The organism is uncultured Paraglaciecola sp. (genome assembly GCF_963977085.1).
Taxonomy (GTDB): Bacteria; Pseudomonadota; Gammaproteobacteria; order Enterobacterales; family Alteromonadaceae; genus Paraglaciecola.
This window is the reverse complement of the sequence record NZ_CAXBNC010000018.1, coordinates 60,429-73,106: the sequence shown is the minus strand read 5'-3', so window position 1 is coordinate 73,106 and position 12,678 is coordinate 60,429. Positions and strand designations below refer to the sequence as shown.

Annotated in this window: 12 protein-coding genes and 1 tRNA gene; 7 read left to right on the top strand and 6 right to left on the bottom strand. The window is 42.1% G+C overall.

Translation table 11 applies throughout. The features are described 5' to 3' along the window. Positions 1-540: 540 nt before the first annotated feature. Together AAC000_RS17925 and fabB are read right to left on the bottom strand one after the other, a co-directional pair. Positions 541-617 (bottom strand) — tRNA-Met (locus AAC000_RS17925). Between the two features lie 191 nt (positions 618-808). Beyond that, on the bottom strand, positions 809-2,023 hold the full coding sequence (gene fabB / locus AAC000_RS17920) for a beta-ketoacyl-ACP synthase I (RefSeq protein ID WP_339724618.1): 1,215 nt from the start codon (positions 2,021-2,023) through the stop codon (positions 809-811). A gap of 190 nt (positions 2,024-2,213) precedes the next feature. Between fabB and mnmC the strand changes: the two genes are divergently transcribed. Then, positions 2,214-4,205, top strand: coding sequence for a bifunctional tRNA (5-methylaminomethyl-2-thiouridine)(34)-methyltransferase MnmD/FAD-dependent 5-carboxymethylaminomethyl-2-thiouridine(34) oxidoreductase MnmC (gene mnmC / locus AAC000_RS17915; RefSeq protein ID WP_339724616.1), 1,992 nt, complete (start codon positions 2,214-2,216; stop codon positions 4,203-4,205). 85 nt (positions 4,206-4,290) lie between these two features. Then, positions 4,291-4,959, top strand: coding sequence for a hypothetical protein (locus tag AAC000_RS17910; protein ID WP_339724614.1), 669 nt, complete (start codon positions 4,291-4,293; stop codon positions 4,957-4,959). A 35-nt stretch (positions 4,960-4,994) separates the two neighbouring features. Here AAC000_RS17910 and AAC000_RS17905 read toward each other — a convergent pair whose 3' ends face one another. From AAC000_RS17905 to AAC000_RS17890, 4 genes are all read right to left on the bottom strand, one after another. Further along, the gene (locus tag AAC000_RS17905) at positions 4,995-5,183 is read right to left on the bottom strand and encodes a hypothetical protein (protein ID WP_339724612.1); all 189 of its coding nucleotides are present in this window, start codon (positions 5,181-5,183) and stop codon (positions 4,995-4,997) included. Positions 5,184-5,281: 98 nt separating this feature from the next. Next, positions 5,282-5,575: a YfcL family protein gene (locus AAC000_RS17900; RefSeq protein ID WP_339724610.1), complete on the bottom strand. Its 294-nt coding sequence runs from the start codon at positions 5,573-5,575 to the stop codon at positions 5,282-5,284. Next, positions 5,572-6,738, bottom strand: a complete 1,167-nt coding sequence (locus AAC000_RS17895) for an ATP-NAD kinase family protein (protein ID WP_339724608.1) — start codon at positions 6,736-6,738, stop codon at positions 5,572-5,574. Before AAC000_RS17895 ends, AAC000_RS17900 begins: the two co-directional genes overlap by 4 nt. Next, the gene (locus tag AAC000_RS17890; RefSeq protein ID WP_339724674.1) at positions 6,725-7,255 is read right to left on the bottom strand and encodes an elongation factor P hydroxylase; all 531 of its coding nucleotides are present in this window, start codon (positions 7,253-7,255) and stop codon (positions 6,725-6,727) included. Before AAC000_RS17890 ends, AAC000_RS17895 begins: the two co-directional genes overlap by 14 nt. A gap of 334 nt (positions 7,256-7,589) precedes the next feature. Here AAC000_RS17890 and AAC000_RS17885 point away from each other — a divergent pair, with 334 nt between their 5' ends. The 5 genes from AAC000_RS17885 (at position 7,590) to AAC000_RS17865 (ending at position 12,642) form a co-directional block, all read left to right on the top strand. Then, positions 7,590-8,285 (top strand): hypothetical protein, encoded by a 696-nt coding sequence (locus tag AAC000_RS17885; RefSeq protein ID WP_339724606.1) that lies wholly within the window; start codon positions 7,590-7,592, stop codon positions 8,283-8,285. A gap of 7 nt (positions 8,286-8,292) precedes the next feature. Next, positions 8,293-8,736, top strand: coding sequence for an acyl-CoA thioesterase (locus AAC000_RS17880; protein WP_339724604.1), 444 nt, complete (start codon positions 8,293-8,295; stop codon positions 8,734-8,736). 6 nt (positions 8,737-8,742) lie between these two features. Next, complete coding sequence (locus AAC000_RS17875; protein ID WP_339724602.1) at positions 8,743-9,900, top strand: retropepsin-like aspartic protease; 1,158 nt, start codon at positions 8,743-8,745, stop codon at positions 9,898-9,900. A gap of 421 nt (positions 9,901-10,321) precedes the next feature. Next, complete coding sequence (locus AAC000_RS17870) at positions 10,322-11,497, top strand: hydroxymethylglutaryl-CoA reductase (RefSeq protein WP_339724600.1); 1,176 nt, start codon at positions 10,322-10,324, stop codon at positions 11,495-11,497. Between the two features lie 491 nt (positions 11,498-11,988). Beyond that, a complete protein-coding gene (locus tag AAC000_RS17865) occupies positions 11,989-12,642 on the top strand; it encodes a hypothetical protein (RefSeq protein ID WP_339724598.1) in 654 nt (217 codons plus the stop codon). The last annotated feature ends 36 nt before the right edge of the window (positions 12,643-12,678 follow it).

Sequence of the window (12,678 nt, the reverse complement as noted above, 5' to 3'; positions counted from 1 at the left end):
TAAGCCATAATTGATGAAGTGCCCAGGAACAAAATGCTTGAATTGAATTTAATTTGAATGCAAGTGCTGGATATGACACTAGGATCTTTGCGAGGTATCAAAAGAGTGTCTGATGACGATTAAGATTTAGCTTGTGAAACTGGAGATAAATCGATTGCTTGCAAAAACAAGATTTGAACCTACGACCTTTTCGGGTAATAAGAGCGAGCCCGAGGGCGACTTTATGATTGATATTTCAGAAAAATCGGCTGGTTGCGGGAGCAGGATTTGAACCTACGACCTTTCGTGGATAATAAGAGCGAGCCCGAGGGCGACTTTATGATTGATATTTCAGAATAATCGGCTGGTTGCGGGAACAGGATTTGAACCTTCGACCTTACGTGGATAATACGAGCGAGCCCGTGGGCAACTATGCTTTTGATAAAATACTTTAGAAAAATCGGCTGGTTGCGGGAGCAGGATTTGAACCTACGACCTTTCGTGGCTATAAAAAGGAGCCCGAGGGCGATTGTATTTAAGAGTTTTTGAAAAATCGGAATTTGGTTGCGGGAGCAGGATTTGAACCTACGACCTTCGGGTTATGAGCCCGACGAGCTACCAGACTGCTCCATCCCGCGTCCGATTCGAGCCGCAAGATAGCGACAATAACGCCAGTACGCAAGCTAAGTTTGCTAAAACTTATCTGACTGCTTATAAAACCAGCACGGTTGTTTTTTATTTGTTCAATTAATCAAAAATGCCGCTCATTTTAGTGAGCGGCATTTTTATAAAACAGTGGTTTCGTCAATACGAAGGTAAGGGTGAGTTTTTACCCTTGATACTTCTGCATCACCAAAGTGGCGTTGGTGCCACCAAAACCAAAACTGTTTGACATGACAGTGGTTAATTTACTCTCACGAGTTTCAGTCACTACATCCATGCCTTTAGCTTGTTCGTCTAGATTCTCAATATTAATAGACGGAGCAATAAAGTCGTTTTCCATCATCAAAATACTGTAAATCGCTTCATTAACTCCAGCGGCTCCAAGCGCATGACCTGTCATGGCTTTAGTGGCACTTAGTGGTGGCGTGGTATCACCAAACACTTCACGAATAGCCCATAACTCCTTCACATCACCTACTGGCGTAGACGTACCGTGAGTATTGATATAATCGATAGGTTTATCTAAACCCTGCATGGCTTGTTGCATACAACGTACTGCACCTTCACCAGAAGGCGCCACCATATCTGCGCCGTCTGAGGTAGCGCCATAACCAATAACTTCAGCATAAATTTTGGCACCGCGCGCTAAGGCATGTTCAAGCTCTTCAACTACCACCATACCGCCACCGCCAGCACCAACAAATCCATCACGCTCTGTATCATAGGTACGAGATGCTTTAGTTGGATCGTCGTTGTACTTAGTAGACATGGCACCCATAGCATCAAACTCAGCAGATAAGGTGTAATGTAATTCTTCACCGCCACCGGCAAAAATAATGTCTTGTTTGCCTAATTGGATTTGCTCTAACGCATTGCCAATACAGTGGGCACTGGTTGAACAGGCTGAACTAATAGAGTAATTCACACCTTTGATTTTAAAGGGAGTGGCTAAACAAGCTGATACAGTGCTGCCCATACAACGGGTCACCATGTATGGCCCAATACGTTTTACGCCTTTCTCGCGCAAAATATCTATGGCTTCAACTTGGTTTTTTGAAGATGCACCGCCAGAACCGGCAATAATTCCAGTTCTTACGTTAGAGACCATATCTTCGGTTAAGCCAGAATCTGCAATAGCTTGCTCCATAGCAATATAAGCATACCCTGCCGCTTCGCCCATAAAACGTAATATTTTACGGTCAATATGGTCTTTGATATCTAAATCAACTTTACCCCAAATTTGGCTACGCATACCCGATTCCGCAAATTCTTCGGAAAAAGTAATACCCGAACGACCTTCTCTTAGAGAGGTTGTGACTTCATCTTTATTGTTTCCAATACTGGATACTATACCTAGCCCAGTAATTACCGCTCTTCTCATGTTTAACCCTTCAGGAAAAATTTGCCATATTCTAATGAATTTACTCAGCCAACTGGTCTGCTTTCAGCGTACACGTGTTAGCTTAAATATAAAATCTTATCCTTGCAAATTATAACTGCGATTGTTGTGAAAAAGCACATGTATAATACCCTGTGTTTTTTACTTGTGACAATTATAGAGTGTAATTAATTTGACTATTACTAATGCAAACATTCGTTTTAATGAAAATGGCACCCCTTATGCCACTGAATTTGAAGATCTCTATTTTTCTGATGCCCAAGGCATTGATGAAACTACCCACGTGTTTGTTAAGAATAATAAATTATTAGAGCGCTGGAAAGATTACTCAGCACCACTATTTACCATTGCAGAAACAGGTTTTGGTACAGGTCTTAATGTTTTGGTGACTATCTTATACTTCCATAAATTTGTTCAACAAGTCGATAGTCCGGCCTTTAGATTACATTTTATTTCTATCGAAAAATTTCCTATCAGTCATGCTGACTTAACTCAAGCCCTCGCTCTCTATCCTCAGCTAAAACAATATGCCGATGCTTTACTTGCACAATACCCTATACCTGTAGCCGGATGCCATCGCCTATGCTTTCTCGGAGGCAAAGTGACTTTGGACTTGTGGTTAGGCGATGTGCATGACGTGTTACCACAAATTGAAAACAAACCTCTGGGGCTAGTAGACAGCTGGTTTTTAGATGGATTTGCGCCTAGTAAAAATCCAGATATGTGGACCCAAGGATTGTTTGAAAACATGGCGTTATTAGCCAAAAACAACTGCCACTTCGCGACTTTTACCGCCGCAGGCCATGTTAAACGAGGTTTACGAGAAGCGGGGTTTACCGTAACAAAACAACCGGGACATGGCCGCAAGCGAGATATGTTGGCGGGCTTAATAGATAAGTCTGCAGACAACCTAAGTCGCCTCCCCTATTTCACTCGACTACCCGCAACGATAAGCGCAATACCAAAAATTGCGATTATTGGTGGTGGTTTGGCTGGGGCAAACTGCGCGTACGCCCTGAGTAAAAGAGGATTGTCAGCCACACTTTATTGTAAAGAAAATACTTTGGCCCAAGGGGCATCGGGTAATGCCCAAGGTGGTTTTTATCCGTTATTAAACGCACAAGCAGGGCATGGTAGTCAAATTCAGGCCTTGGCTTTTAATTTTGCGAGCACCCTGTATCAACAATTAATAAGCCAAGGCTTTGACTACAGCCATCAGTGGTGCGGTACCTTACAACTGGGTTTTAACGATAAGGTAGTCAGTCGTTATCGTAAATTAGTGGAAAACCAAACATGGCCAGAGGCTATGTTACATTGGGTTGATCCTCAACAAGCCACACAACTAGCCAACCTAGATTTACCCTATCCGGGTTTATTTATTCCTCAAGGCGGATGGATTAATTTACCTGAGTTAGTTGCGCAACTGGCCAAAGCAGCTGACGCTACAGTGGTCCCCAATAAACATCTCAAGTCCCTAGTGCAGAGCAATGATACTTGGCAATTGAGCTGGCAAGATGGCAGCCAAACGCGTGCTGATATTGTGATCATGGCAACCGGCAGCGATAGCGCCGATTGTCAGCAAATGTCGCAGTTACCCTTCCGATTAATTAGAGGCCAAGTAGAAGCCATACGCAGTCAAAATGAGCTAGCAAAACTATCCACAGTATTGTGCCATAAAGGCTATTTAACCCCAGCGTGGCAAGGGTCTCATGCGTTGGGATCAACTTATATTAAGGATGATAAAAACTGCGATTATCGAGGTTCAGAACAACAAGTTAATCTGGCAATGCATCAACAAGCGCTTAGCAAATGTGACTGGTTAGAGGCTATTGAGCCCACCACAAATGGCCGAGCATCTATAAGATGCAGTACCCCTGACCACTTGCCTATGGTGGGGGCAGTACCTAATATCAGTGCACAAACCCAGCAGTATCATGATTTGTATAAAGCCTTACGTGCCCCAAATTACCCGCAACCTATTAATCACAGCAACTTGTTTATGCTTTGTGGTTTAGGTTCAAGGGGATTAACCACTGCGCCACTTTGTGCCGAAATTTTAGCGAGTCAGATAGTAGACGAACCTTTGCCGTTACCCAATCACTTGTTAGACGCCTTAAACCCCAATCGATTTTTAGTGAGAGGACTTATCCGCCGCCAGACATGAAGATATTTTCAGTTTTCTAACTTGGGTGTATACTTTTTAACCAACAGTTACAGAAAAGCCACCTCTGATAATGGACTGAATTGTTATGAGCGAACCCAAAAAGTCGTTTTTTCAAACCTTTACTGGCGTAGTTACGGCCATTACCTCATTGATCATTGCCATTACCGGTTTATATGCGGCAACGGGAGGTTTCAGCTTTAATTCTGGCTCTACCCCTGACCTAAAGTCGGTGGTTAATGAGACCGATCAACAGCACTTAAACAAACTTCAGGCTTTAAAAAGGCAAAAAGAGCTGGATGATTTACGTATTTATCAAGAAAAACAAAAACTGATAGCCGAACAAGAATTAGCAGCCCTTCGAGCTAAAAACGCTGAACTAAATCAAGGTGTCACTAATCAACCTGACAATTTTTCCGAAACCAGACTGCCAGAAAACTATTCACAGTTTAATGCCGTTAGTAATATTGCTGGTCGGTGGAATTATACGAATGCCATGGGTACATTTGTGTTTGTGCTAGAACAAAACGGCAATGAGATCTTTTTACAAGAATACGACAGCTATGGTAACAATGTTGGCAGTGGCACAGGTATTATACAAGGCAACGATGTATTGCTAAATTGGGTAGAACCCTATTTATTTGTCATGAGTTTAGAAGTTGAAGCCGAATTAACAATTAGCGCGCAAGGCAAGATGTTAAGCGGAAATATGTATGCTGAGGGTAATACAGTACTGATTACTTTATATAGACAATAAAACCACCTAGATAGATGTACTGACTAATACTTGTTTTAGGCTTCTTGCAAACTATCGATAAGAGGATGAAATTCTTTAAGAGGCATGCCCCTAGCCAGATTGACATCATCTTGACGCACATGGATTTTAAATCCCTCTACATGCATAAACACGCCTAGATCATCTTCTGCATCAACTTTAAAGATCTCATTGCCGTGTTTAATTATTATGGCACCAATATTCAATTTCCAAGGCTCCTATTTTTGATGATACTAAGGTGCATCAAGTGCTCAAAATAGTAGTGTTTTTTTTGTACTTTGTGAATAAGACCTTAGTCTAACGGTTAGTTTGCGAGTAGAACCTGCCATAAATTTAGCACTTGCTGCTGATCATCAGCCGCTAACTCATTATTATCAAACGCCGTATCTAGGCTAGTTTCCATTAACTCATTTAACTGTGTTATTTGGGTCATATTTCTAACTTGGCTTTGTCCAGCAGCAACAGCAAAATGCCCCTGCAAATAACTGGCGATAAATAACTCTTGATCATTTCCATTTTCAACCACTTGATCTAAATAATTCTCGGTTTTTTGGATAAAAAGTGTGAGTTCATTTGCTGCTTGCTTAGATAATGTCAAACTGGTTCCTCGGAATGTAAATTGTCTATGGGGTATAAAACTTGATCATGGTAGCCGGTGATGATGCTGATTAATCCTGACAACTGCTGGTCTACAGCAAGATCACCAGAATCAACGACTAAAGCACGGCCACACAAGCTATTTATTTTACCTTTAGTGGCGACCAATAATATATTGTCTTTGCCTAATTTCTTTAGAAAAGGGGCACTTAACTGCTGGTTTCCACGGCCTATAATGTGCCCCTGACCACCAATTAAAGTCAGTACCAGTTTGTGGCTTTGTGTTGCTGTCAGATCCAACAACTCTGTTGCAGTCAGATCGCTGGCAATCAGTTGTTTATTTTTAATCACATCTACACCTAACAAGGTATTTTTGATGCCCATCTCTTGCATGATAAAATCAACAGTAGAGCCTGACCCCATTACAAATAGTTGTTCAGGATTGTCTTCAATGATTTCAATAATATGCGCAGCTATGTCTGCCAAGACTAATTCATCGGACTCTTTGCCGCCCATTTTAACGGCTTGAATATACCTCAGCTCTGTAGGTACCTGCATTTCGCCAAATTGCCTTGCATTGACTTTGCCTTGCCTAAACAGAGCCTCATCAATGTCCATAACCTCTGCGTCACTGACACTGACTATTTCACCCTTTATAACTTGTTTTAACACCCTACCGGCCGCGGCAGGGGTAATAGCGTATACGGCAGAATGAATTTTACAGCCAGCAGGCACACCTAATACAGGCACTGAGCTGCCTATGATATGACACAGGTTACGGGCCGTGCCATCGCCACCAGCAAAAAGTATAAGATCGACTTGCTGCTCAAGTAGCGCTTGAGCCGTGGCTTCTGAGTCTTGGCTTTCCGTTTGTTTATTTTCTGGTTGATACACCAGATGATAATTAAACCCCAGCGCCTTAGCCAAGGTTTCGCCCATATCCCCTGTGGCAACATACAGCTGCACTTGGTCTTTTATGGACACAATATGTTCAAGCGCTAAGCGAGTTTTCTCTATGGCTTTTTGTTCGGCTCCCATGGCTAAGGCTTTTTCTCGAATTTCAGCGCCATCACTGCCCTTTAATGCCAAGGCGCCGCCAATGCCCGCATAGGGATTAACTAATAAACCTAACTTAAACAAACGGCCAGTCTTAGGCTGATTCATAATCGAACATTCTCTTATTTAACTTGCTGGTTTGATAAAACCCTTGTAACACATAAATAAACTCAGCGGCGCGAGGTGGAAAGCCCTGTTCAAGGTACAATAATACTTGTTGCTTCACTGCCTCTTGAAACCCTTGAACATTCACTGGTGCACCATTTAAATTATCAGTACTTACCCTGAAGGATTTGCCTGCGGCACATGAAAAAGCCCATTCGATAGCTTGAGGTTTAACCTCTACCTTTTCAAATTCAGCTTGTTGTTTCACATCTCTGCCATCAGGGCTATACCAATAACCATAATCTTCTAATAAGCGTCTTTGTTTCCCTGCAATACACCAATGAGCAATTTCATGTAACGCACTAGCAAAGTAGCCATGGGCAAAAATAATCCGATGATTCGTATGGTTATTGTTAGCGGGAATATAGATAGGTTCATGGCCTCCTTTTACCAAAACTGTATTTTCAGTTTCGCTAAAAGTAGCGTTGAACAATGTAATAAGATCTTGATAGTGGTGCACACTTTTCTCTGCTAAAGATAGCGACGAAAATGATTGCTCAGGAGATAACACAGGGTATACATTCATATTGGGGCGCATTTTATACATAAAACTGCTTCAGGTGCAGCTTTCGTCCTAAAATAGCCCAATATTTTGTCTATGGAGTATTACCTATTGTTTTCGCTCACAAATTACGCCAAGCTAGCAAAAGCTCACTTTGCCTATAGTTGGATGTGAGTCTTTTGTTTCGAAGGTTTCTATTTTGCGAACAAATGTATGTGTCACAGCTCAAAAATGGAAACATTACCCCTGGATGGATCAATGCCAAAGTATATTGGCACAATAAGCTAAAAAAATGACCGACAGCACCAAACAAATTATTCGCCATTTACATGGCATAAGCACTATGCAAGAAATTGCTGAAAAAGCAGGATTGATGCCGACAATAAGAGCCGTACAGGCTTGGCAATGCAAACGTTTATTGGCCAGTCATCAACAAATGTATCAACAAAAACGTTTTAAACCGGCCGTGGAGTTTTTTATTAATGAGCTTTACGGACCCAATGATTTTAGTCAGCGAGATCAAGACATTGCTCGAATTGTACCTAAAATGTCGAAATTTCTCCCTGAAAGTGCGCTGCAATCCTTAGCCTCAGCATTACACTTAAATACCTTATCTTTTGAGTTAGATTTCGAACTTGCTAAAAAGTTAGTGGATACTGAGATTAATCGTGATACCTATGCTACGGCTTATGTAAGTTGCAACAACAGTGCAACCAGACAACAACAAATAGACTATATCCGTACCTTAGGAAACGATTTGGCTGATGTAGTCAAAATGAAAGGCATTTCTAGTTTATTATTTATTTCTCGAAAACCGGCAAAAATGGCAGGGGTTTTGGCCTTGCATGAGTTTCTTGAAAAGGGTTTCAAATCCTTTAAAAATATTGGCAATGTAGAAGACTTTATTTCACCTGTTATGGACAAAGAACATCAGATTATGCAGCAATTAATTAATCCCAACATGCCTAACCCCTTACCAGATGTGTAAATTTTAAATGTCTTGGCTACTTCCTAATCCGTTTTTATGCCAATGGCAGGTAATGCCTGAGCAAATTGATCATTATCAACATGCCAATAATGTGGCTTATGTTAGTCAGTTAGAAGTGACTTCATGGAAACACTCCAATCATTTAGGCTTAACTATCGAACAATATATGGCGTTAGACAGAGGAATGGCCATTAGTCGCCATGAGATCAATTATTTAGCCGCCGCCCACGTAAATGACCTGATTGATTGTGCCACTTGGATAGTAGAATGTGACAACAGGCTCAAGTTAACCCGGCAATTTCAGTTTATTCGCCGAAGCGATCAACTGACCTTATTGACCGCACGAACAGAGTTTGTATGTATAGCGTTATCTTCAGGTAAACCTAAACGTATGCCAAAAGAGTTTGCAAACGTTTATGGCGCTAACATTCAGCCCACTATTCAAACCTGAATAAATATGAACAAGTGGATAGCTTTATTACTGGTATTACTCGGTGTTTCGTTAACGCTAAACCTCTATTTGTTATCTAAACATGCCACTCCTACTCTTTTCGACATTGCTAAAGATACTACCAATCAGCAACCACAAAACGCCGCAACTGAGTTAGTCAAAACTGGTGATATTAGTGAACCACCTTTAGTTCAAACAAAGCAATATTCAGATGTGCTTAGTGATAAGACACAGCTAAATTCAGCCAGTCCTAATCGTCTCGAATTATTGGCTCAAGGGGAGCAATGGTTAAAAGACAGAAACTTCTTAAAGCTGGTGCCATTTTTACAAGACTATTTAAAACAGTCTCCACAAGACATGGACTTTTTATTGTTAGAAGCAAAAGTGAATGTTGAAACCACTCTGTTAAGTGACGCTATTGCCCACTATTACGACTTATTAAGACAGCCGATGACAGAAGCTCAGAGAAATGAAATTGAAAATCAAATACAACACTTAAGCACTCACACCATAGAACAGTTAACACGCAACTACTCTTGGGATATTTTGGCGATGTTTGTAGAGCCGCTATTGCAACTAGAGCCTGACAACAGACAATACATTCTAAGCCTGGCTATCGCCTACGCTGAACTTTTTCAAGAAGGATTAATGGAAAACGCGCTGGCGTCATTAGACTTTGACGATCCTGACGCTCAAAGAGTAAGGCAAATCCTAACGGCGCAGCAATTGGCTCAAAGCAATGACGAAACGACCAATTTCGATACCGACAGCCAAGCTATAAATTTGGGTCGCCCCATCCCTCTGAAACAATTTGGTGATCAGTATGTGGTTGACGCACAACTGAGTAACAATCAAGTGGCATTATTAATAGATACGGGGGCTTCGGTCACCGCAATTTCAAAACAATATTTTGATAATTTAAGCAACAGATACAAAATCAATTACCTTGGCAGCTTTAACATTGGCACAGCCGGTGGCAGCATAATGGCGCGTATGTATCAATTTCGAGAATTAACCATTAATCATGTCACAGTGGAAAACCTGCCTGTAGTGGTATTGCCCATGCAAGGCATTGAAAACGCCGATGGTCTGCTGGGCATGAATTTTTTACGAGAATTTGACTTCAAAATAGACCAACGTCAATCAGTGATGTTTATTAAATAAAAAGAGATAACATTACTTTGCTCAAAACCACTTTGGGCTGACTGAGAGGAATTATTTTCCATACTGATTGGTATAAAATTTCGGATAATATTTTTCCGTATATCCTGTCATTTTAGTTTAATATGGTTGTCTCATAATTTATAACAAGCGACTATTAATACAAGTTGAGATAGGTTCCATGATAGTGCAAGGAGGATGTTTTCTGGTGCAGCTATTGATTAACATTTCAGCCAGCTGTGCAAAGAAAAATCAGTAATAATATAGGCTTACAGCTTGGCCTCACTCCTGCATATATCCCCATGCCTTACATACTCAAATGCGTAGTTAGATTGTTTGTCAGCCTAGCTTTACGACTGACAAACAAACCTAAGGAGCTTATACCTGTATGAAGGAAGCGTTATTTACTTAAGGAAATAAAACAATGAGCGACCCTACCCGTATTCCGCGTAACACTATGAATGACCATAGCCATGAATGGGCCGAAAAAAGGAGGCAGTTTTTAACTGAAAAAACCGGCGCTACTCTCGATAACACAGGTCATTATTCGGTAGATCCAAGTCAACTACCTGGTAATGTAGAGAACTTCATTGGCGTAGTCCAGTTGCCAGTGGGCATAGCTGGGCCAATTCAAATAAACGGCGAGTTTGCACAGGGATTATTTTATGTGCCACTTGCGACAACCGAAGGGACTTTGGTTGCCAGTTACAGCCGAGGAATGCGAGTGATTAACGAGTGTGGCGGCGTAAAAACCACAGTTGTTGAGCAATTTATGCAAAGGGCCCCTGCTTTCATATTTGCTGACGCCCGAGAGGCCAGAGAGTTTGGTCATTGGATCACTGCACACTTCGACGAAATCAAAACCGCTGCCGAAACCACTACCAGCATAGGTCAGTTAGAACATATTCAGCAGTGGTCAGTATCAAAAACTAAATACCTAAGATTCAACTATACCACCGGCGATGCTGCAGGGCAGAACATGGTAGGGAAAGCGACTCTGGCGGCGTGTGAGTGGATCACCGCGAACTATCCCCATGACTGCGAATATTTACTGTCGGGTAATATGGACACCGACAAAAAACATTCTCACCTGAACATGCTGCACTCTCGCGGTAAGCGCGTGATCGCAGAAGTGGTGCTTAAAAAAGCGGTACTTAAAAAAATAATGAAGGTGGATACTAAAACACTGGCGCGAGCCACTGTATTAGCCAATACTGGAGCCATGATGGCGGGCGCGGCTTATAATGGCCCGCATTCTGCAAATGGCATTGCCTCATTGTTTATTGCCACAGGCCAAGACGAAGCAAACGTAGTGGAATCTCATGCCGGCATTTTAGCCCATGAATTATTAGATAACGGCGACATCTATATGTCTGTCACTCTACCCTCTTTGATAGTAGCAACCTACGGAGGCGGTACCGGCCTTCCCACTCAAAAAGAATGTCTAGAATTACTGGGATGTTATGGACAAGGCAAAGCGAACAAACTGGCCGAAATTGTTGCGGCCACAGTGTTAGCTGGCGATATTTCCTTGGGCTGCGCTGTAATTGGTGGCCACTGGGTAAGTAGCCACGATAAGTTAGGGCGAAACCGCGACTAACAAAAAACTCACCCCTAGTTGTATTACCCAACTAGGGGTAACTGAAAAGCATTACCATAACAACTTCGGCTATGTGTGGAAGTTACTTAGCACGTCTTTTTATGGCGGCGCTAGCCTTGATCAACACTGTGACTTGATTTTGGCCCTTAAGGATTTTGTTGCCCCAGCCGACTTGCTCTTCTGGGTACAGCCGCTTGAATTCATAGCGTAAAATCTTTCATTTCATTAGGGTGCAATCTGTGGAATTATTAATTATTACCGATACAAATTTGGTTAATTTGTATCCACAATGTATTAATTGCAGTAAAGATGAATTAGCGTATATTTCATTGTAATTGGTAAGAATTCTATTTGAACATCCTCTGAATAGAATCAGCTTCAGTTTTTGTGCGAAATGCTTGCCAATAATTGTAAACACTGTACACAGCAGCTTGTGAGGACGTGAGGACACAAGCACAGCAATAGGCATATAAACTAATAAGGAGAAAACCATGCCAGCACCCAACGCAGCAATGCTGTTTAGTATTGCCCATTCATCTGAAATGATGAACCAAAACCCTCAAGCCGTTCAGAAGTTAGCCAAAGCGATAAGCAATGTAATTGCAGATGCCTGTGCGGATTTTCTGACTCGGGTATCCATGAGTCCAGGTGTACCCTGCAGCATCATGCCACCACCAGCAATGGTGGGTAATGTAATTGGCATAGGAAAGCTGATTGGCGTGCCCCCTACCGAGATAGAAATTAAAATGAAAGCCATGTCTGCTATAGCTGGAAGTGGGCTGTCGAGACCCAGCCAGAACATGTTTGCGGAAACAATTTCCAAGCAAACTGCAATGGGGCTAGCAAGTTTTATGCAAAATGCCCAAGTCTTGCCCGGCACTACTATTGCCAATGGTGTGACTGTGAGTCCCGCCAAATTGCTCGTGCCGCTGCAACCAATAAAAGCTCAATTCGCAATGCAGACACAGATGAAGATCCCAGGAGCGCCTGTGGTGTCATCGGTCAGCGAATTACCATCTGATTTCACCCAACTTGTATTCAAAGTGTTGTTTTTTGCCCTCGAACAGATGGCAAGTTTGGTTATGGTTGCCCCTGGCATTCCCGCCGCAGGCAACACGACGGTCGGCAGCGGCAGGTTGATGTAACAATGTAACTCAGAGCCCTATACAAAAACGCTAAGT